Origin of the sequence: Paracoccus sp. (in: a-proteobacteria) (assembly GCF_046289755.1) — a bacterium.
In the GTDB taxonomy this organism is placed as follows: domain Bacteria; phylum Pseudomonadota; class Alphaproteobacteria; order Rhodobacterales; family Rhodobacteraceae; genus Paracoccus.
The window spans coordinates 1-18,369 of the sequence record NZ_JBKBVD010000014.1 but is presented as its reverse complement, the minus strand read 5'-3'; the positions used below and the strand labels follow the sequence as shown (position 1 = coordinate 18,369).

At 64.4% G+C, this 18,369-nt stretch carries 20 protein-coding genes; 10 read left to right on the top strand and 10 right to left on the bottom strand.

The window, feature by feature from the left end; genetic code table 11:
* Positions 1-5 precede the first annotated feature (5 nt).
* Positions 6-914, bottom strand: coding sequence for an FAD-dependent thymidylate synthase (thyX, locus tag ACK41U_RS07310; RefSeq protein ID WP_409677763.1), 909 nt, complete (start codon positions 912-914; stop codon positions 6-8).
* A 158-nt stretch (positions 915-1,072) separates the two neighbouring features.
* On the opposite strand from thyX, the gene ACK41U_RS07305 reads away from it, so the two are divergent.
* Complete coding sequence (locus tag ACK41U_RS07305; RefSeq protein WP_409677761.1) at positions 1,073-1,501, top strand: VOC family protein; 429 nt, start codon at positions 1,073-1,075, stop codon at positions 1,499-1,501.
* 88 nt (positions 1,502-1,589) lie between these two features.
* On the opposite strand, the gene ACK41U_RS07300 is transcribed toward ACK41U_RS07305, so the two are convergent.
* From ACK41U_RS07300 to ACK41U_RS07290, 3 genes are all read right to left on the bottom strand, one after another.
* The gene (locus ACK41U_RS07300; protein WP_409677907.1) at positions 1,590-2,003 is read right to left on the bottom strand and encodes a MarR family winged helix-turn-helix transcriptional regulator; all 414 of its coding nucleotides are present in this window, start codon (positions 2,001-2,003) and stop codon (positions 1,590-1,592) included.
* Between the two features lie 214 nt (positions 2,004-2,217).
* On the bottom strand, positions 2,218-2,532 hold the full coding sequence (locus ACK41U_RS07295; RefSeq protein ID WP_409677759.1) for a succinate dehydrogenase assembly factor 2: 315 nt from the start codon (positions 2,530-2,532) through the stop codon (positions 2,218-2,220).
* Entirely contained in the window at positions 2,525-2,875 is a 351-nt protein-coding gene (locus ACK41U_RS07290) for a helix-turn-helix transcriptional regulator (protein ID WP_409677757.1), read from the bottom strand. Before ACK41U_RS07290 ends, ACK41U_RS07295 begins: the two co-directional genes overlap by 8 nt.
* Before the next feature lie 75 nt (positions 2,876-2,950).
* On the opposite strand from ACK41U_RS07290, the gene ACK41U_RS07285 reads away from it, so the two are divergent.
* Together ACK41U_RS07285 and ACK41U_RS07280 are read left to right on the top strand one after the other, a co-directional pair.
* Positions 2,951-4,186, top strand: coding sequence for a pyridoxal phosphate-dependent aminotransferase (locus ACK41U_RS07285; protein ID WP_409677755.1), 1,236 nt, complete (start codon positions 2,951-2,953; stop codon positions 4,184-4,186).
* Positions 4,187-4,218: 32 nt separating this feature from the next.
* A complete protein-coding gene (locus ACK41U_RS07280) occupies positions 4,219-4,602 on the top strand; it encodes a host attachment protein (RefSeq protein WP_409677753.1) in 384 nt (127 codons plus the stop codon).
* A gap of 254 nt (positions 4,603-4,856) precedes the next feature.
* Here ACK41U_RS07280 and ACK41U_RS07275 read toward each other — a convergent pair whose 3' ends face one another.
* Positions 4,857-5,639 (bottom strand): 3-hydroxybutyrate dehydrogenase, encoded by a 783-nt coding sequence (locus tag ACK41U_RS07275; RefSeq protein ID WP_409677751.1) that lies wholly within the window; start codon positions 5,637-5,639, stop codon positions 4,857-4,859.
* 270 nt (positions 5,640-5,909) lie between these two features.
* On the opposite strand from ACK41U_RS07275, the gene ACK41U_RS07270 reads away from it, so the two are divergent.
* Together ACK41U_RS07270 and ACK41U_RS07265 are read left to right on the top strand one after the other, a co-directional pair.
* Positions 5,910-7,766, top strand: a complete 1,857-nt coding sequence (locus ACK41U_RS07270; protein ID WP_409677750.1) for an extracellular solute-binding protein — start codon at positions 5,910-5,912, stop codon at positions 7,764-7,766.
* 133 nt (positions 7,767-7,899) lie between these two features.
* A complete protein-coding gene (locus ACK41U_RS07265; RefSeq protein ID WP_409677749.1) occupies positions 7,900-8,229 on the top strand; it encodes a hypothetical protein in 330 nt (109 codons plus the stop codon).
* Between the two features lie 23 nt (positions 8,230-8,252).
* Here the strand turns inward: ACK41U_RS07265 and ACK41U_RS07260 are convergent, their stop codons facing one another.
* Positions 8,253-9,413 (bottom strand): BCCT family transporter, encoded by a 1,161-nt coding sequence (locus ACK41U_RS07260; protein ID WP_409677747.1) that lies wholly within the window; start codon positions 9,411-9,413, stop codon positions 8,253-8,255.
* 257 nt (positions 9,414-9,670) lie between these two features.
* Here ACK41U_RS07260 and ACK41U_RS07255 point away from each other — a divergent pair, with 257 nt between their 5' ends.
* The gene (locus tag ACK41U_RS07255; protein WP_409677745.1) at positions 9,671-10,558 is read left to right on the top strand and encodes a cation diffusion facilitator family transporter; all 888 of its coding nucleotides are present in this window, start codon (positions 9,671-9,673) and stop codon (positions 10,556-10,558) included.
* 8 nt (positions 10,559-10,566) lie between these two features.
* On the opposite strand, the gene xth is transcribed toward ACK41U_RS07255, so the two are convergent.
* Both xth and ACK41U_RS07245 read right to left on the bottom strand, forming a co-directional pair.
* Positions 10,567-11,352 carry an exodeoxyribonuclease III gene (gene xth, locus ACK41U_RS07250; protein ID WP_409677743.1) on the bottom strand — a complete coding sequence of 262 codons (786 nt, stop codon included), beginning with the start codon at positions 11,350-11,352 and terminating at the stop codon, positions 10,567-10,569.
* A gap of 41 nt (positions 11,353-11,393) precedes the next feature.
* The gene (locus ACK41U_RS07245) at positions 11,394-11,717 is read right to left on the bottom strand and encodes a HesB/IscA family protein (protein WP_409677741.1); all 324 of its coding nucleotides are present in this window, start codon (positions 11,715-11,717) and stop codon (positions 11,394-11,396) included.
* A 74-nt stretch (positions 11,718-11,791) separates the two neighbouring features.
* Between ACK41U_RS07245 and ACK41U_RS07240 the strand changes: the two genes are divergently transcribed.
* The 3 genes from ACK41U_RS07240 to ACK41U_RS07230 all read left to right on the top strand — a co-directional run bounded on the left by ACK41U_RS07240 (position 11,792) and on the right by ACK41U_RS07230 (position 14,313).
* A complete protein-coding gene (locus ACK41U_RS07240; protein ID WP_409677739.1) occupies positions 11,792-12,955 on the top strand; it encodes a deoxyguanosinetriphosphate triphosphohydrolase in 1,164 nt (387 codons plus the stop codon).
* 81 nt (positions 12,956-13,036) lie between these two features.
* Positions 13,037-13,459, top strand: coding sequence for an OsmC family protein (locus tag ACK41U_RS07235; RefSeq protein WP_409677737.1), 423 nt, complete (start codon positions 13,037-13,039; stop codon positions 13,457-13,459).
* On the top strand, positions 13,459-14,313 hold the full coding sequence (locus ACK41U_RS07230) for a transglutaminase-like domain-containing protein (protein ID WP_409677735.1): 855 nt from the start codon (positions 13,459-13,461) through the stop codon (positions 14,311-14,313). The genes ACK41U_RS07235 and ACK41U_RS07230 overlap by 1 nt, the downstream gene beginning before the upstream one ends.
* A gap of 30 nt (positions 14,314-14,343) precedes the next feature.
* Here the strand turns inward: ACK41U_RS07230 and ACK41U_RS07225 are convergent, their stop codons facing one another.
* Together ACK41U_RS07225 and ACK41U_RS07220 are read right to left on the bottom strand one after the other, a co-directional pair.
* Complete coding sequence (locus ACK41U_RS07225) at positions 14,344-15,039, bottom strand: hypothetical protein (protein ID WP_409677733.1); 696 nt, start codon at positions 15,037-15,039, stop codon at positions 14,344-14,346.
* Positions 15,036-16,631: a peptide chain release factor 3 gene (locus ACK41U_RS07220; protein WP_409677731.1), complete on the bottom strand. Its 1,596-nt coding sequence runs from the start codon at positions 16,629-16,631 to the stop codon at positions 15,036-15,038. Before ACK41U_RS07220 ends, ACK41U_RS07225 begins: the two co-directional genes overlap by 4 nt.
* 171 nt (positions 16,632-16,802) lie before the next feature.
* Here ACK41U_RS07220 and ACK41U_RS07215 point away from each other — a divergent pair, with 171 nt between their 5' ends.
* A complete protein-coding gene (locus ACK41U_RS07215) occupies positions 16,803-18,245 on the top strand; it encodes a hypothetical protein (protein ID WP_409677729.1) in 1,443 nt (480 codons plus the stop codon).
* The last annotated feature ends 124 nt before the right edge of the window (positions 18,246-18,369 follow it).

Here is an 18,369-nt window from a genome sequence, read left to right as displayed (position 1 = left end):
CCCCCTCAGCCGCCCCAGACCTGCTGGAACTCGCGCCATTCGCGCGCGCCCATGCCCGAATTCTCCTGCGTAACCGTTTCCCCGGCCAGACGGCGGCGCAGCGCCTCCGCCCCCTGTGCCGACAGGCTGACCGCATCCATCCGGTAATCGCGGAAGGCGCCAAAGGCCGCAGGCACCCAGTCCTGCACGATGTCGCACATCAGATCGGCATAGGCCCTGATTTCATACTGTGCATGAGCATCTGCCCGCAAGCGCAGGAAATGCAACAGATTATGCAGATCGACCTTCCAATACCACTGGGTATAGATATTGGCGGGCAGGTTCATCCGCGCCAGTTCGCGCGCCAGACCCTGCTGGCCGTCCTGGCTCAGCATCGCCTCGTAACTGTCATAGCTGCGCATGGCGTCCTCGCGCAGCAGGTCCAGCACGCGCTGCGCCTCAGAGCCCTGCAGAACCTCGCCCCGGCCCTGATTGTTCTGGGTCGACTGCGCCGCCAGATGCTCGGGGCGCGGGATATAGAACTCCCGGTCGAGGATCGAATAGCGCGCGGAATACTCGTTCACATTGGCGGTGCGGTGGCGGATCCACTGGCGGGCCACGAAGACCGGCAGCTTGACGTGGAACTTGACCTCGCACATCTCGAAGGGGGTCGAGTGCCAGTGCCGCATCAGATAGCGGATCAGCCCCTCGTCATTCTGGACCGAGCGCGTGCCCTTGCCATAGCTGACCCGCGCCGCCTGACAGATCGCCGCATCGTCGCCCATATAGTCGATCACCCGGACAAAGCCGTGATCCAGCACCGGATGCGCGGTGTAAAGCCGCGCCTCCATCCCCGGCGAGACGGCGCGCAGGGTCTGGCGCGGGGTCGCGCGCTCGGTCTCGATCTCGGCCTGCTGTTCGGGGGTCAGGGGCATGGTCGGCGTCCTCTCGGGCGGTGTGGTTCGGGCGGTGTGGTGGCCCTCGTCCTAAGTGATGATCGCCGGTCCGACAACCGGGAACGCAGCGCGCAGCACCCGTGTTGTCTGCCGGGCGCGCCCGTGTCAGGCTGCGCCCGGAATGACAGGAGATGCCCATGACGATCCGCTATCTGCACACGATGGTCCGCGTGAAGGATCTGGACAAGACGATGGCGTTCTTCCGCCTGCTGGGGCTGGAGGAAACCCGCCGCACCGACAGCGAAAAGGGCCGTTTCACGCTGGTTTTCATGGCGCCGCCGGGCCAGCCCGACTGCCCGGTCGAGCTGACATATAACTGGGACGGCGATGAGGGCCTGCCCTCGGACAGCCGCCATTTCGGCCATCTGGCCTATCGCACCGGCAATATCTACGACCTGTGCCAGAGCCTGATGGATGCCGGTGTCATCATCAACCGCCCCCCGCGCGACGGCCATATGGCGTTCGTGCGCAGCCCCGACAATATCTCGATCGAGCTGCTGCAGGAAGGTGATGCTCTGCCCCCGCAAGAGCCCTGGGCCAGCATGGAAAACACCGGCCACTGGTAACAGCCGGAGGAGGCGCCTGCTGTCAGGCGCAAAGGGCGACCCCCGCGCGCAGGGGTGTGGGGCGCCCTGCCCCACCGGGCCGCCGTGATCAGTAGATATAGCGGATCTGTTCAGTCCAGAAACGCTCGATCCGGCGCATCTGCATGTTCACCTCGTCCAGCGGCGGGTCGTCCAGCACGCCCGACATTCCCAGGCCTTTGGCGTGGCGCAGGAACATCTGGTGCACCATGTCGCGCACCCGCTGCCCCTCGGGCGTCAGCCTGACGCGCACCGACCGGCGGTCCAGATCGCAGCGTTCGTGATGGACATAGCCCATCGCCACCAGCTTTTTCAGATTATAGCTGACATTCGACCCCTGATACATGCCACGGGATCGCAGCTCGCCCGCGCTGACCTCGGCCTCGCCCAGATTGTAGATGATCATGGCCTGAACCGGGGTCAGGTCGGTCTGGCGCAGGCGTTCGAATTCGTCCTTGACCAGATCCAGCATCAGCCGGTGCATCCGTTCCAGCAGGCGAAGCGCCTCAAGATAAGCCTCGGAATTGTCGGACAGACCTGCATCATCCGGCAGGTTCGCAGAGGGGAGTGGGTCGCGGGGCGCGTGGGCAAGCATTGTCTTTCGCTGTCCTGTCCGGTTCGTCATGGCCCGACATTCGCAGCAAAAAGACAATCCCCGGTTAATCGGCCCTTTTTTTGTGCAGGTGATGCGATGAATTTTATGCAGTTCGGAAACGGGTTGCCGCATGGCCCGCAATGCGGTCGAGGATCGGCGCAAAAACCGGGTCTGGCGCGGCGCGGTCACCCGGTGCCGGGCTGTCGCCGATCCGGGCGGTGACCCACAGATACAGATCCTGATCGTTCTCGGACAGCAGCCGCTCGTATTGCGCCAGATCATCGGGCGTCAGCGTGGCAAGGCAGTCATCGGCGAAATGGCCCAGAATCAGGTCCATCTCTTTCATGCCCCGGCGCCAGCTGCGCATGTGCAGGCGGCGCAGGCGGTTCCCGGCGGTCTCGTTGGTCATGTCAGCCATTGCTCAATGCCTCTTGCAGACGGTCGATGCGGGCGGTGGCCTCGCTCAGCAGGTTGCGCAGCGTGCGCAGCTCGTCCAGCACCGCCGCGTTCTGCGACAGCTCTTGCGGCGCCTCGCCCTGCCCCGTCAACAGCCATTGAGGCGAAACCTCCAGCCGCCCGGCGATCTGGTTCAGCAACGGCGCGCCGGGCTCGGCCTGATCCACCTCCCAGCCCAGCTGCGTTTCGGGTCGCACGCCCAGCTCGCCCGCCAGCTGATCGACGCTGAGGCCCGCCGCCTCGCGCGCCGCCGTCAGCCGGTCGCCCAAGGTCGCCACCGTGTCGGCATAGATATCGTCGCTCATCGCACCCTCGCTTGCCGCGCGCCCCGCCGCATCGTAAGCCATGCCGGTCCCGAGATCAAACCGACGAGGCCCCAGATGGCGTTCCTGTCCGACCGGCTTGCCCGCATCAAGCCCTCGCCCACCATCGCAATGACCATGCGCGCCGCCGAACTGGCGGCCCAGGGGCGCGACATTCTCGCGCTGTCGGCGGGCGAGCCGGATTTCGACACGCCGCTGAACATCCGCGACGCCGCCAAGGCCGCGATTGATGCAGGCCATACGCGCTATACGGCGGTCGACGGCACGCCCTCGCTGAAACGCGCCATCGCGGCCAAATTCGCGCGCGAGAACGGGCTGGAGTACACGCCCGCGCAGATCACGGTCGGCACCGGCGGCAAGCAGATCCTGTTCAATGCGCTGATGGCGACGCTGGATGCGGGCGACGAGGTGATCGTGCCCGCGCCTTACTGGGTCAGCTATCCCGACATGGTGCTGCTGGCGGGCGGCACGCCGGTCATCGTCGAATGCGGGATCGAGGCGGGCTTTCGCCTGACCCCGCAGGCGCTGGAGGCCGCGATCACGCCGCGCACCAAGTGGCTGATGCTGAATTCGCCCTCGAACCCCTCGGGGGCGGGCTATGACCGCGCGTCGATGCGGGCGCTGACCGATGTGCTGCTGCGTCACCCGCATGTCTGGGTGCTGAGCGATGACATCTACGAGCATCTGGTGTTCGACGGGTTTGAATTCTGCACCCCGGCGCAGGTCGAGCCGCGCCTGAAGGACCGGGTGCTGACCATGAACGGGGTCAGCAAATCCTATGCCATGACCGGCTGGCGCATCGGCTATGGTGCCGCCCCCGAGGCGCTGATCCGCGCCATGGCCAAGCTGCAGTCGCAATCGACCAGCAACCCCTGCTCGGTCAGCCAATATGCCGCCGAGGCGGCGCTGACCGGGCCGCAGGACTATATCCACGACAGCCGCGCGGTGTTCCAGCGCCGCCGCGATCTGGTGGTTGCGGGTCTGAATGCCTGTCCCGGCATCGACTGCCCGGTGCCGCAGGGGGCGTTTTATGTCTACCCCTCGATCGCCGGGCTGATCGGCAGGACCACCGCAAGCGGCATTCTGATCGACAGCGACGAGGCCTTTGCCAACGCGCTGCTGGATGATGAGGGCGTCGCGGTGGTCTTTGGCGCGGCCTTCGGCCTCAGCCCGCATTTCCGGGTGTCCTACGCCACCAGCGACGAACGGCTGACCGAGGCGGTCGCGCGAATCCGCCGCTTTTGTCTGGGCTGCAGCCAAGCGCGTGCAACCCGGCGCGATGGCGGGCGTTGAACCGGGGCGAGCACAATAAAAAGGAGAGTATCATGCTACCTCAGAACGCGCTGGTGGTGGTGGCCGACGGTCATTCTGCGACCCTCTTTCGAAACGAGGCGCGGCACGGGATCGAACTGACCGACCCGCGCCGTGTCACCCCGGAAAGCCTGTCGGACCCCGCCACCACGCCGGAGTTTGATGAGATCTCTCCGCGTGACGAGGAAGAGGCCGCCTTTGCCGTGCAGCTGACGCGCCACCTCAACGCGCTGGTCCTGAAGAACAAGGTCGATGATGTGGTCATTGTCGCCGACCCCTCGACCCTCGGCGTGATGCGCAAGCATTACCACAAGGAACTGCAGTTCCGTCTGCGCAAGGAACTGCCCAAGACCATGACCAACGCCGATATCCGCGCGATTCAGGATGCGCTGGCCTGACCGGGCCGACCCGTCTTTCGGCCAATGTAAAAACGCCCCGCCGGTCTGGCGGGGCGTTCTCGTCTGCTTCGTCTGCGGCTGCCGCCCGGGGCGGATCAGAAGATGCCGATCAGATACAGCAGGATGATCACAAAAACCGGGACGCCCAGAAACCACGCAATCAGACCCTTCATCACATTCTCCTTCATGTTGATCTGAAGGACGAACGCCGAGGGTGATCACAGGTTCCTGAACTGACCGGTCCGGGCTGTGGCCTAAAGCGCCGTCCAGCCGCCATCGACGCTGATCGTGGTGCCGGTGATCTGGGCGGCGGCATCGCTGCACAGGAACACGGCTGTGTCGCCCAGCTGATCGGTGGTGGCGAATTCCTTCGAGGGCTGACGCTCCAGCAACACCTTTTCGATCACCTCGTCGCGGCTCATGCCGTATTTCTCCATCGTGTCGGGGATCTGGCTTTCGACCAGCGGCGTCAGCACATAGCCCGGACAGATCGCGTTGGCGGTGATCGGCTCGCGCGCGGTCTCCAGCCCGGTCACCTTGGTCAGGCCGACAATGCCGTGCTTGGCGGCGACATAGGCCGATTTATAGGGGCTGGCGGTCAGCCCGTGGGCCGAGGCTACGTTGATCACACGGCCCCAGCCCGCCTTGCGCATCATCGGCAGGGCGGCGGCGGTGGTGTGAAAGGCCGAAGACAGGTTGATCGCGATGATCGCGTCCCATTTGTCGGTGGGGAAATCGGGGATCGCGGCGACATGCTGGATGCCCGCGTTGTTGACCAGAATGTCGCAGGCCCCGGCCTGTTCGATCAGCGCGCGGCACTGATCGCCCCTGGACATGTCGGCCTGAATATAGCGCGCGGTGACACTGCATCCGGCGGCGATCCGGCGGGCGGCCTCGTGATCCTTGTCGTCATCGGTGAAGCTGTTCAGCACGACGTTGGCGCCCGCGCGGGCCAGCCGTTCGGCCATGCCCAGACCGATTCCCGATGTGGACCCGGTGATGATGGCGGTCTTGCCGGTCAGAAATCTCTCGAACATCTGCTGCTCCTCTTGGTGCCTCTTGCGATTGTGAACGCAGGCCCGCGGGCCCCGGTTTCGCGCCCGCAGCTTGGGCAAAAAAAAGCGCCCGCACAAGGCGGGCGCAAGTCATGAGGCAGGTTTCATACAGGCAAGAAACCTATCGAGCAGTGAGTTATTTATACGCGAGTGTTCGCCCGAGTCCAACACAGTTCTTGCAGGCTTGGTTGACGCCTCCTTTCGGAAGCTGTTGTTATCCGGGGAAAGCAGAACAAGACGGGGCAGCGGGCAATGCGAATCTTAAGAATCCTTAACGAATGCGCGATCGGGACTGTCTTTCCCGTGATCGCCGCGACCGGCATCGGTGTTGCAGCAATGCCGCTGGCAAGCCTTGCCGAGCCGGCCCATGGCATTGCAATGTATGGAGAACCTGCGCTGGCCGAGGGGTTCTCGCACCTGCCATACGCGAATCCTCAGGCCCCCAAGGGCGGCACGATTCGCCTGGCCGAGCCGGGGGGATTCGACAGCCTCAAGCCCTGGGTTCTGAAAGGCAACGCGGCCTGGGGCGTCGGCGTCCATGTGGCCGAGACGCTGATGATCCGCTCGATCGACGAGCCGTTCACCCTTTACGGGCTGCTGGCCGAGTCGGTCGAGACCGCACCCGACCGTTCCTGGGTCGAATTCACCCTGCGCCCCGAGGCCCGCTTTTCGGATGGCAGCCCGGTCACGGTCGAGGATGTGATGTGGTCCTACGAGACGCTGGGGACCGAGGGTCATCCGCGCTATCTGGGCGCCTGGTCCAAGGTCGCCGCGATGGAGCAGACCGGCGAGCGCAGCATCCGCTTTACCTTTTCCGAAGACGACCGCGAGCTGGTCATGCTGATGGGCATGCGCCCGATCCTGAAAAAGGCGCAATGGGAAGGGCAGGCGTTCAGCGATTCCAGTCTGGAACCGCCCATCGGCTCGGGCGCCTATGTGATCGACCGCGTCGATCCGGGGCGCTCGGTCACCTTCCGGCGCAACCCCGACTATTGGGCGAATGATCTGGGGGTGACGCAGGGGCTCTATAATTTCGACACGATCCGCTATGACTATTTCGGCGACACCAATGCCATGTTCGAGGCGTTCAAGGCGGGCGAGGTCACCGTCTGGCGTGAATTGTCTGCGCAGAAATGGGCCGCAGAGTACAACTTTCCCCTCGTGACCAACGGTCAGGTGGTGCTGTCCGAAATCCCCCACCAGCGCCCGTCCGGCATCGTCGGGCTGGTGATGAACAGCCGCAACCCGATCTTTGCCGACTGGCGCGTGCGTCAGGCCATGATCGAGATGTTCAACTTCAACTTCATCAACCAGACGCTGAACGGCGGCGTCGATCCGCGCATCACCTCGTATTTCTCGAACTCGGTTCTGGGGATGGATGAGGGTCCGGCCACCGGCCGCGTGGCCGAACTGCTGGCGCCCTTTGCCGATGATCTGCCCCCCGGCACGCTGGAGGGCTACAGCCTGCCCGAGGGCAGCGACCGCGCCATGGACCGCGCTGGCCTGCGCCGCGCGCTGGCGCTGATGGAAGAGGCGGGCTGGAGCGTGAAGGACGGCCAGATGCGCAATGCAGACGGCCAGCCCTTTGCCTTCGAGATCGTGCTGAACCAGTCGGGCACCGCGATGCGCACCGGCTCCGAGACGCAGCAGGTCGTGAACATCTATGTCGAGGCGCTGCGCCCGCTTGGCATCACCCCGCCCATCACGCTGCTGGATTCGGCGCAATATGTCGAGCGCACGAACAATTATCAGTTCGACATGGCCTGGTATGAACGCGGGCTGTCGCTGTCACCCGGCAACGAACAACGGCTGTATTGGGGCGCGGCCGGCGTGACCGAGCCGGGCAGCCGTAACTGGATGGGCATGTCCAGCCCCGCCGCCGAGGCGATGATCGACGAGATGGTGAACGCCGCGGATGCCGAGGATTTCGCCTCGGCCGTGAAGGCGCTGGACCGGGTGCTGACCGCAGGGCGCTATGTGATCCCGGTCAGTTTCTCGCCCGCCTCGCGGCTGGCACATTCGGTCAGCCTCAAATACCCCGAGACAATCCCCATTTACGGTGACTGGCCGGGATTTTTGCCGGAAGTCTGGTGGCAGGAGGCGAACTGATGCGGATGTTTTGGGTTACAGTCATGGCTTGTGGCATACTGGCCGGATGCAACACCGTCGCCGGGATGGGCGAGGACATTAGCGGGGCTGCGCGCTGGGTTCAGGGCGGCATCCCCGCAGGAGGTTACTGAAGATGAAGTGGCACCATGTGCAGGAAAACTGGACGGCCTTTTACGAGGCGATCATCGACAAATGGCCCGAGGCCGACGACAGCGATCTGGACGAGATCGACGGCGACCAGCGCGCCTTTGTGACCTATCTGGCCGAGGCGACCGGGCAGGAACCCTCCGAGATCCGCGAGGAACTGCGCGAATGGCTGATGGGGGAAATCCCCTCGGATGTCGTGATGGACCCGATCCACGACAACCACTCGATCGCGCTCAGCGCCAAATACGTCAACGAGGGCGAGGATGAGTTCTCGGACGACGCGGCCTTTGGCGATGACAGCAAGGAAGAGACCTGACGCCCCCTCCTCCCCGCGCCGCTTCAGGTTGACGAAGGGGCGCGGGACAGGTCGGCCAGCTTGGGCAGATGCCGGATCAGCAGCAGATAGATCGCGCCATAGAGCCCGGCCACGACCAGCCCCACCCACTGGATTTCAAACGGCGTAAAGACATAGGCCGCGACCAGCCCGGCCTGCAGGAACCCGTGCAGCGGGTAATAGGCCCATGACCCCAGCCGCGCGCGCGTCCAGCCCAGATTGGCGGAATAAAGCCGGATCAGGCTGTCCAGCGAGTTGATGACGAACACCACCCCCACCACGATCATGAACCAGTTCAGCCAGCCGGGAATGACGATCTGGCTTTGATGATAGACGAACAGCACCGAGAACCACAGCCCCAGCGGAATGGCAGGCAGCGCGACCATGGCCAGCGCCAGTTGCCAGACCGGCAGCCCGCCGACGAAACGGGCGACGAACTGCCCGATCATGATCGACCATGCGAACCACCAGAACAGATAGAATTCGTGATAATCCCCGATGGGCGTGGCAAAGCGCGGCAGGTGGCGGAAATAATCCAGCAACAGGCCGACGCTGGCGAAAAAGTCCGACATGTCCACGCGGCTGTAGACAAAGGCGATCATCGCCAGCGCGGTAAAGGCCAGCACGCCGAACCCATAGCTGGACACGATCGCCAGCCATTTCATCACCCGCATATCGCCGCTGGAGATGACAGCGGCGGCGATCACGGTCAGCACCAGCGCCCAGATCGCGCCCTGCGACAGATCGGGCGCATAGCTGGGCAGGTTCGACATGAACAGGAAACAGGTGAACGAGCAGGTGGCGATGACGGTCAGGTTATAGACCAGCTTGATCGCGGGGATCTCGAACAGGCGCAGGCGCGGCTCGATGGCGACGAAATAGAAGGTGGTGACGAAATACATCAGCCAGACCAGCGGCCCCCACATCCCGAACTCGACGGCCAGCGGGTTGGTAAAGCCAAAGGCCGGGTCGGATTCATAGACCGGAAACTCGGTCAGCGGCAGCATCACCAGCCCCATGTCCAGCCCCGCCGTGAACAGCAGCGCGATCAGCGTGAACAGCCCGACCGGGCTTTCGCCCCGGCATTTCAGGCGCGGCCAGCGGACCAGCACGAACAGCGCGCAACCGAGAACGCTGAGATAGGCGACGGTGATGATGGGCGTCATATCTGATCCTTGCTGTGCTGCGTCACGAAACAGGGGCGCCGACCGGATGCGCGCAGCTGATGTGCCCCCGAAAACCAAGGGTGCAGCCGCTGGCGCAGTGTCGGCACGACCATCAGGCCGCTTGGGATATGACAGTTAAATTGCTTTATATTGAATGATCAGTCAATCAAAAAAGAAAGCCAGTTGCAACTGGCCTTGTGATCGGGGCGACCTTCTGTCACATGCTTGCCCAAACGCACCAGACATTCAGGGCCGCCATGACCGGAACGCTTAAGATTGCCATTGGCAGCATCGTGCTGGGTCTTGTGGTTCTGGCGCTCAAGACCCTTGCATGGTGGCTGACCGGCTCGGTTGCTCTGCTGTCCGACGCACTGGAAAGCATCGTGAACGTGGCGGCGGCGGTGGCGGCGGTGATCGCGATTCAGGTCGCGCAGCGCCCCGCCGATCAGGTGCACCCCTATGGTCACGACAAGGCGGAATTCATCAGCGCCGTACTGGAAGGTGTGCTGATCATTCTGGCCGCGCTGCTGATCCTGCGCGAGGCGTGGGGCGCCCTGCAGACCCCGCGCGAGATCGAGCAGGCCGGGCTGGGCATGGCCATCAACGCGGCCGCATCGGTGCTGAACGGGGCGTGGTGCTGGGTGCTGCTGCGCGAGGGGCGCAAGCGTCGTTCGCCCGCGCTGGTGGCCGACGGCAAGCACCTGCTGACCGATGTCATCTCATCGCTCGGGGTGCTGCTGGGCGTTGGTCTGGCGCTGGCGACCGGCTGGATGATCCTCGACCCGATTCTGGCGATGCTGGTCGGCATCAATATCCTGTGGTCGGGCTGGAAGGTCACGACCGCCTCGCTGTCGGGGCTGATGGACGAGGCCGTGCCGCAGGCCACCCTGCGCGACATTCAGGCGATCATCTCGGACACCGGCACCGGCGCGATCGAGGCGCATGACCTGCGCACCCGCCATGCCGGGCGCGCGACCTTCATCGACTTTCATCTGGTCGTGGACGGCCAGACCACCGTGGCCGAGGCGCATGACATCTGTGACCGGATCGAGACCTCGCTCAAGGACCGCCTGCCCGACGCGCAGATCACCATCCATGTCGAGCCCGAGCACAAGGCCAAGCATTCCGGCATTCTGGTGATCTGAGGGGTGATCTAGGCCGCCAGCCGCACCCAGACCGGAACGTGATCGCTTGGCTTGTCGCCCGCCCGCACCTCGCGCTCGACCCCGGCATCGACCATCAGATCGGCGGCCTGCGGCGACAGCAGCAGATGGTCGATGCGGATGCCGTCATCCTTGTTCCACGCCCCCGCCTGATAATCCCAGAAGGTGAACGGCCCACGCGTGCCCCAGGGATCGCGGATGCGGATCGCATCGGTCCAGCCCTGATGGACAATCGCGCGATACGCAGCCCGGCTTTGCGGCAGGAACAGCGCATCCTCGGTCCAGTTCTGTGGATTGGCCACGTCGCGGGCCTCGGGGATGATGTTGTAATCGCCCAGCATCACCACCGGCATTTCCAGCGCCAGCAGATCGGCGGCGCGGGCCTGCAGCCGCGCCATCCAGCCCAGCTTGTAATCGTATTTCGGCCCCGGCGCCGGGTTGCCATTGGGCAGATACAGCCCCGCGATCCGCACCGCCTGCGCCCCCACGACCGTCGCCTCGATATAGCGCGCCTGTTCGTCGGTCTCATCACCGGGCAGGCCACGGGTCACATCTTCCAGCGGCAGGCGCGACAGGATCGCGACGCCGTTAAAGCCCTTCTGGCCGTGGGTCTCGACCTGCCAGCCCAGATCCTCGACATGGGCGCGGGGAAACCCCTCGTCCACGGATTTGATTTCCTGCAGCACGACCAGATCGGCGTCGGTGTCCGACAGCCAGCCGGTCAGCGCCTCGATCCGGGCCTTGATGCCATTGACGTTGAAGCTTGCGATTTTCATGGCGCGACCATGGCGCCGCCTGCCGGAATTGGCAAGATCGCCTACATCGAAAACGAGGTGCCGCAGCCGCAGCTGCTGGAGGCATTCGGGTTCTCGATCACGAACCGTGCGCCAATCAGCTCTTCGGTAAAGTCGATCACGGCACCGGCCAGATAGGGCAGCGACACAGGGTCCACGACGACGCGCTGGCCCGCGCCCTCAAGCACCAGATCATCGTCGGCGGGCGCATCCATGCGGATGTCATACTGAAATCCCGAACAGCCACCGCCCAGCACGGCCACGCGCAGCGGCACGGGCGGCTTGCCCTCGTTGATCTGGGCCAGTCGGGTGAATGCGCGGTCGGTCACTTTGGGGGGCAGGTTCATGGGGCGTTCCGGTTTTCGTCTGTCACTGTCGAATATAGGGTTGCGCCGGATCACCCGCAAGGAAGGCCACCGACGTGACCGCATTCGCGCCCTATGCCTGCCAGCCCGATCAGAGCCGCGGGCGCCTGTCCCCCGAGAAACTGTCCACCTTCCGCTCTCCTTGGCAGCGGGACCGGGACCGGATCATCCATTCCAGCGCCTTCCGGCGGCTGAAGCACAAGACGCAGGTGTTCGTCGAACATGACGGCGATGCGTGGCGCGGCGATTATTTCCGCACCCGCCTGACCCACACGATCGAGGTGGCGCAGGTGGCCCGCACCATCGCGGGGGCGCTGGGGCTGAACACCGATCTGGCCGAGACGGTGGCACTGGCCCATGATCTGGGCCACCCGCCCTTTGGCCATACCGGCGAGGATGCGCTGGCCGCGCTGATGGCGCCTTATGGCGGCTTTGACCACAATGCGCAGGCCCTGCGGATCGTGACCCGGCTGGAACGCCATTACGCCGATTTCGACGGGCTGAACCTGACATGGGAATCACTGGAAGGCATCGCCAAACATAACGGTCCTGTCACCGGCGACCTGCCCTATGCACTGGCGCAGGTGACTGCCGAATGGGATCTGGAGCTGCACACCAATGCCAGCGCCGAGGCGCAGGTCGCCGCCGTCGCCGATGACGTGGCCTATAACCATCACGACCTGCATGACGGTTTGCGCGCCGAATTGTTCACCGAGGCCGAACTGTCCGAGCTGCCCGTCATCGGCCCCGCCTTCTCCGAGGTGGACGCGCTCTATCCCGGTCTGGACCCGACGCGACGCCGCTATGAGGCGCTGCGCCGCGTCTTTGGCGTCATGGTCGAGGATGTGATCGCCGTGGCCCAGAACCGGCTGGCGGGCCTGCAGCCCCGTTCCGTCGATGAGATCCGGGCGATGGACGGCCCGATCATCCGCTTTTCCAAGCCGCTCTATCAGAACATCAAGGCGATCAAATCCTTCCTGTTCACCCGCATGTATCGCGCCCCCTCGGTGGTGATCGAACGGGAAAACGTAACCCGGATGCTGAACGACCTGTTTCCGCTGTTCCTGACGGACCCCTCGCAGATGCCGGACCATTGGGATCAGGCCGCCCGCGCCCTGCCCGACCAGACCGAACGCGCGCGTCTTGTGCTGGATTATGTGGCAGGCATGACCGATCGCTATGCAATTTCGGAACATCACCGCCTGTTCGGGTCGCGCTGAGCCTCAACGCCTTGCGACGATGCCGTGAACCTTGTGCTACGATCCGCGTTATGTCGCCGGACCCATGCAAAGGAGAACAGCATGATTACGCGCAGCGGCTCGGCCGAATGGCAAGGCGGACTGAAAGACGGCAAGGGCAAGGTGTCCACGAAATCGGGGGCACTTGACGGGTTGCCCTATGGCTTCAACACCCGGTTCGAAGACACGCCCGGCACCAACCCCGAGGAACTGGTGGGCGCCGCCCATGCCTCGTGCTTTTCCATGGCGCTGGCCATGATGCTGGAGCAGGAGGGGGTTACCGGCGTCTCGATCCGCACCACCTCGGACATCTCGATGGACAAGGATGGCGGCGGGTTCGCGGTCAAGAAGGCCCATCTGACAACGGTGATCACCGCCGATGCGGATGAGGCCAAGGTGCTGGAAACCGCTGCAAAAGCCAAGGATGGCTGCCCGATCTCGAAGCTGCTGAATGCCGAGATCACCATGGATGCAAAGATCGGCTGATGCGGGTCCGGGTCGGCCACGAATTCCGCATCCGGGTCGAACAGCCGACCCCCCTGATCTGCCTTGTCGCCCCCGAGGCGGCACGGCAGCGCGATTTCATCGCGCCCGAAACCGTGACCACCGATCCCCCCGTGCCGATCCACGAATTCCGCGACCGGTATGGCAATATCGGTCGCCGCATGATCGCGCCTGCGGGTGACTTCCTGCTGCGCGGCGACGTGACCCTGCTGGACGCCGAGCAATGGGATGAGGTCAATCCCGACGCGCAGGAAATGCCGGTCGAGGATCTGCCCGACGACGTGCTGCCCTTCATCACCCCCTCGCGCTATGTCGAAAGCGATGTGCTCAGTCAGCAGGCATGGGATCTGTTCGGCCACCTGCCTCCGGGCTGGGGCCGCGTGCAGGCGATCATGGATCACGGCCACAAGGTGCTGAGCTTTGACTACGGCACCGCCTCGGTCTTTCGCACCGCCAGCGATGCCAGCAAGGGCGGCGACGGGGTCTGCCGCGACTTTGCCCATCTGGCGCTGGCCTATCTGCGGGCGCTGAACATCCCGGCGCGCTATATCAACGGCTATGTCGGCGATATCGGCGTGCCCAAGGTCGACGCGCCGATGGATTTCGCGGCATGGATCGAGGTCTATCTGTCGGGCCGCTGGTATACGTTCGACCCGCGCAACAACGAACGCCGCCTTGGCCGCGTGGTCGTCGCGCGCGGGCATGACGCCGCCGATGTCTCGATGCTCAGCAGCTTTGGCCCGCATGTGCTGACCGGCTTTACCGTCTGGTGCCACCCCGTCGATGACGAGGGGCGCGAACTGGACGGGATGCTGTTCGGTCAAGCACCGGGGTAGGGAAAGGCAGCACAGTTGCCCACGCTAGGTTTAGCAACTCCTGCGAAAGGGGATGGAATGAACCATTCTCTGTGACAGAACATGAATCGCCGCGAATGAGGACGCGGCGTCAGCCATCAATCGCTCGTTGTCCACAAGACGCTGCCACGCTTTATCGACATTCGCCGGACCACCCACCTCGTCGGCAATGAGAAGGTGTAGTTCCGAAACGGATGAGTAATTCCCAGTCTTTTGCTTTTGTATTTTTCTACAGATGGCACGCGACACAAAGTCAACCCAATGCCTTTCGGGTTCGTCCCCCAGCCAAGGCTCAGAGCCGGAGAAATCACACGCAGTCTCAATCACTTCGGCTTGTGTTTTTCTAACTTCATCGGATCGGAAGTCGCTGAAGGAAAGGACAGATGGAAAACGATCCGAACCATCGTCGGATCTGTTCACAACAGCGTATGCATGAGCCAATTCGCACGGAATTGCCTCTACGACCTCCACACCCACGATCCTCTGGCCATAGCGTAACACAAAATCCGGGGCATCGCCGTGCCGGATTTCACTGGGAAAGCGGGCGCCGAAAAGTCCGGGCGAGGCATGCAGCGCGTGCCCGATTGTCCAACGTTCTCTTGCCTCTTTCGTTTGTAATAAACCCCGGGCGGGAATGGGTTTACACAATTCATCTAGTATCCGCTTCCACTCAGCCTCGTCATGAATGGTGCTCGGCCAGACCGTCAAACCATCATTTCCTTGGTGGCGGTCAGCTTCAGCTCGGGGTGATCGCGGCCGATCCGGTCGATGTCCCATTGCAGCCGGGTCAGAAAGACCAGATCGCCATCATGGTCATGGGCCAGATGACCCTTGTTGGCCTCGGCGAAGGCATCGACCTTGGGCTTGGGGCCGGTGACCCAGCGGGCGCTGGTGAACTGGCTGCCCTCGAACCGCACGGGAATGCCGTATTCCAGCTCGATCCGGCTGGCCAGCACCTCGAATTGCAGCGCCCCCACCACGCCCACGATGAACCCCGAGCCGATGGCGGGCTTGAACACCTTGGCCGCGCCCTCTTCGGCGAACTGCATCAGCGCCTTTTCCAGATGCTTGGCCTTCATCGGGTCGGTCGCGCGCACCGATTGCAGCAGTTCGGGCGCGAAACTGGGGATGCCGGTGAAGCGCAAAGCCTCGCCCTCGGTCAGCGCATCGCCGATGCGCAGCTGACCGTGGTTCGGGATGCCGATGATGTCGCCCGCCCAGGCCTCTTCGGCCAGTTCGCGGTCGGCGGCCAGAAACAGCACCGGATTGCTGATCGCCATCGGCTTCTTGCTGCGCACATGGATCAGCTTCATGCCGCGTTCGAAATGGCCCGAGGCGAGGCGCACAAAGGCCACCCGGTCGCGGTGCTTGGGGTCCATATTGGCCTGCACCTTGAAGACAAAACCCGTCACCGGCACCTCTTCGGGTGCGATCTGGCGCCCGGCGGTGTTCTGCGGCTGCGGCGGCGGCCCATACCGGCTCATGCCCTTCATCAGCTCCTGCACGCCGAAACTGTTGATCGCGCTGCCGAACCAGATCGGCGTCATATGCCCCTCAAGAAAGGACTGGCGGTCAAAGGCGGGCAGCAGTTCGCGCGCCATCTCGACCTCTTCGCGCAGCTTTGCCAGCAGATCGGCGGGCACGTGATCGGCCAGTTTCGGGTCGTCCAGCCCCTCGATGGCGATGCTCTCGGCGACCTTGTTGCGGTCGGCGCGGTCCATCAGCTCCAGCCGGTCGGCCAGCATGTCATAGCAGCCGATGAATTCGCGCCCGACCCCGATCGGCCAGCTGGCAGGCGCCACGTCGATGGCCAGATTTTCCTGAATCTCGTCGATGATCTCGAAGGTGTCGCGCGATTCGCGGTCCATCTTGTTGCAGAAGGTCAGGATCGGCAGGTCGCGCAACCGGCAGACCTCGAACAGCTTGCGGGTCTGGCTTTCGACGCCCTTGGCGCCGTCGATGACCATGATCGCCGCATCCACCGCCGTCAGCGTGCGATAGGTATCCTCGGAAAAGTCGCTGTGGCCCGGCGTGTCCACCAGATTGAAGCGATATGTGTCAAAATCGAACGACATCGCCGAGGCCGAGACCGAGATGCCGCGATCCTTCTCCATCTGCATGAAGTCTGACCGCGTGCGCCGCGCCTCGCCCTTGGCGCGCACCTGACCGGCCATCTGGATGGCGCCGCCATACAGCAGGAACTTCTCGGTCAGCGTGGTCTTGCCGGCGTCGGGATGCGAAATGATCGCAAAGGTCCGGCGGCGGGCGATTTCGGGCGGAAGTTCGGGGCGATTGGTCATGGCCGGGGCTTTACCGCGCCCGCGCGGCCAAGGCAATCGCCGCCGGAAGGGCATCGCTGGCGTAAAAGTGTATCGAATTGTCAGAAAGGCGACATTGCAAAATGACGCTGATGCGACAATCTGCGCATGCGTATTTGCGGGTGTACCACGATGGATTGCCTGGATCAGGTCATGCGGCTGTTGTCTGCGCGGGCGGTGGATTGGCTGCGCCAGCATGTCATGGACTTGCCCGATCCCTTGCCTGACGATCACCCCGACCTGCCCGTGCTGGCCCATGCCGCCCGGATTGCGCCCGCGCTGACCGGGCTGATGGGCCGCCCCTCACCGGTCGAGGTGCTGGTGCGCCGCCGCCTGACGCCCGCCCATGTCCGGGGCGCCGCCGCGCGCCTGCTGGCGGGCCAGCCCCGCGACGGGGATGCGGGTCTGCTGGTCGCCGGTGCCCTGCTGACGCCGGATGAGGCGCTGTGGCAGCTTGCACGCGATCAGATTTCATCGGACCCCACGCAGCCGCTGTCGCTGCGGCTGTCTCTGGCCGCCGATCCTGTTCTGACCTCGCAGGCCGAGGCCGCGCTGCTGGCGCCCCTGCCCGCCTGCGTCAGCGCCGCGCTGCTGGCCGAACGGACCAGCACGCTGATTGCGCTATGGCAACATGGTGCGCGACCACCCCGGCTGTCGCATCCCGCCCGCCACGGCGAGATCATGGCGCAGGTGCGCCATTGGGCCGGGCTGGCACCCGCCCTGCGCTGCACCGCGCTGGTGGCGCAGGTCATCACCTGCCTGCGGCTGATCGACCCCGACCATGACATCCGTGATCTGATGGGGCATCTGTTTCCGCTGCAACGGCCCGACGGATCGTTCCCGGCCCTGCTGGCCCAGGGCGATGCGTCCCATGACCTGCCCACCGGCGCCACGCCCACCCTGTCGGTACTGCTGACACTGCATGTCGCGGTCATGCGGCGCTGGTGCGGGCCGCGCCCGCTTCAGCCACAATCGCGGCCCTTGCATGGCGCGATGGTGCAGGCCGCGCATCATCTTGCCGCGCGCCTCGCGGCCAGCCCCCCCGCTGACGGCTGGCTGCGCCTGCGCGCCGCCGCCACGCTGACGCGGGCCTTGTCGCAGGACTGGTTCGCCAGACTGACGCCCCCGAAGATCCTGCTGGACGCCGACCGCCTCGGCCATCTGGCCGCACTGGCCTTTCGCGATGCCGGTACGGCGCTGCGATTGCGGGGACATCTGGGCCTTGGCCGGGCGTCGCGTCCGCGCGGCATCCCGCGCCCCGCCCTGCCGCATCAGTCGCCACAGATGGCGTGGTTGATCGGCGCGCCGGTGGCCTTGGCAGGCACTTTGCCGGCCCATATCGCCGCTGAATGGGATGCCACGGCCAGCGCGGGGCAACAGAACCGCTTTCTGGCGCTGACCGGTATTGCGGCGCTTCACCCGTCGGCAGACCCGCCCTTTGCGCGCGCCGCGATGGCGCGACGGCTGACGGCCGGGGCGCTGGCCGCATGTCTGGACGACCGCACCCCCATGGGTCAGGCGCTGGACGCGCTGGCCCGGCTGATCCTTCTGGCGCTGGTCTTTGAGGATGAGCCGCCGATGGCGCAGGTCGCCTAGAACGGACTAGGGCTTGTTGAGTATCAGGATTCCCAAGTGTTCTGATTTCTGATTCAAACTTCCCAAATAGGAGGTTTGGATGCCGGTTGACCGCTACATCATCACGGATCGCCAGTGGGCGAAG

Excerpts from the sequence above, each read along its gene's own strand:
- ACK41U_RS07285 (WP_409677755.1), top strand. The coding sequence starts at position 2,951 with ATGGCGTTCCTGTCCGACCGGCTTGCCCGCATCAAGCCCTCGCCCACC.
- ACK41U_RS07295 (WP_409677759.1), bottom strand. The coding sequence starts at position 2,532 with ATGGCTGACATGACCAACGAGACCGCCGGGAACCGCCTGCGCCGCCTG.
- ACK41U_RS07270 (WP_409677750.1), top strand. The coding sequence starts at position 5,910 with ATGCGAATCTTAAGAATCCTTAACGAATGCGCGATCGGGACTGTCTTT.
- ACK41U_RS07300 (WP_409677907.1), bottom strand. The coding sequence starts at position 2,003 with ATGCACCGGCTGATGCTGGATCTGGTCAAGGACGAATTCGAACGCCTG.
- ACK41U_RS07215 (WP_409677729.1), top strand. The coding sequence starts at position 16,803 with ATGCGGCTGTTGTCTGCGCGGGCGGTGGATTGGCTGCGCCAGCATGTC.
- ACK41U_RS07290 (WP_409677757.1), bottom strand. The coding sequence starts at position 2,875 with ATGAGCGACGATATCTATGCCGACACGGTGGCGACCTTGGGCGACCGG.
- ACK41U_RS07220 (WP_409677731.1), bottom strand. The coding sequence starts at position 16,631 with ATGACCAATCGCCCCGAACTTCCGCCCGAAATCGCCCGCCGCCGGACC.
- ACK41U_RS07235 (WP_409677737.1), top strand. The coding sequence starts at position 13,037 with ATGATTACGCGCAGCGGCTCGGCCGAATGGCAAGGCGGACTGAAAGAC.
- ACK41U_RS07305 (WP_409677761.1), top strand. The coding sequence starts at position 1,073 with ATGACGATCCGCTATCTGCACACGATGGTCCGCGTGAAGGATCTGGAC.
- ACK41U_RS07230 (WP_409677735.1), top strand. The coding sequence starts at position 13,459 with ATGCGGGTCCGGGTCGGCCACGAATTCCGCATCCGGGTCGAACAGCCG.
- ACK41U_RS07260 (WP_409677747.1), bottom strand. The coding sequence starts at position 9,413 with ATGACGCCCATCATCACCGTCGCCTATCTCAGCGTTCTCGGTTGCGCG.
- ACK41U_RS07245 (WP_409677741.1), bottom strand. The coding sequence starts at position 11,717 with ATGAACCTGCCCCCCAAAGTGACCGACCGCGCATTCACCCGACTGGCC.
- ACK41U_RS07275 (WP_409677751.1), bottom strand. The coding sequence starts at position 5,639 with ATGTTCGAGAGATTTCTGACCGGCAAGACCGCCATCATCACCGGGTCC.
- ACK41U_RS07280 (WP_409677753.1), top strand. The coding sequence starts at position 4,219 with ATGCTACCTCAGAACGCGCTGGTGGTGGTGGCCGACGGTCATTCTGCG.
- ACK41U_RS07255 (WP_409677745.1), top strand. The coding sequence starts at position 9,671 with ATGACCGGAACGCTTAAGATTGCCATTGGCAGCATCGTGCTGGGTCTT.
- ACK41U_RS07265 (WP_409677749.1), top strand. The coding sequence starts at position 7,900 with ATGAAGTGGCACCATGTGCAGGAAAACTGGACGGCCTTTTACGAGGCG.
- xth (WP_409677743.1), bottom strand. The coding sequence starts at position 11,352 with ATGAAAATCGCAAGCTTCAACGTCAATGGCATCAAGGCCCGGATCGAG.
- thyX (WP_409677763.1), bottom strand. The coding sequence starts at position 914 with ATGCCCCTGACCCCCGAACAGCAGGCCGAGATCGAGACCGAGCGCGCG.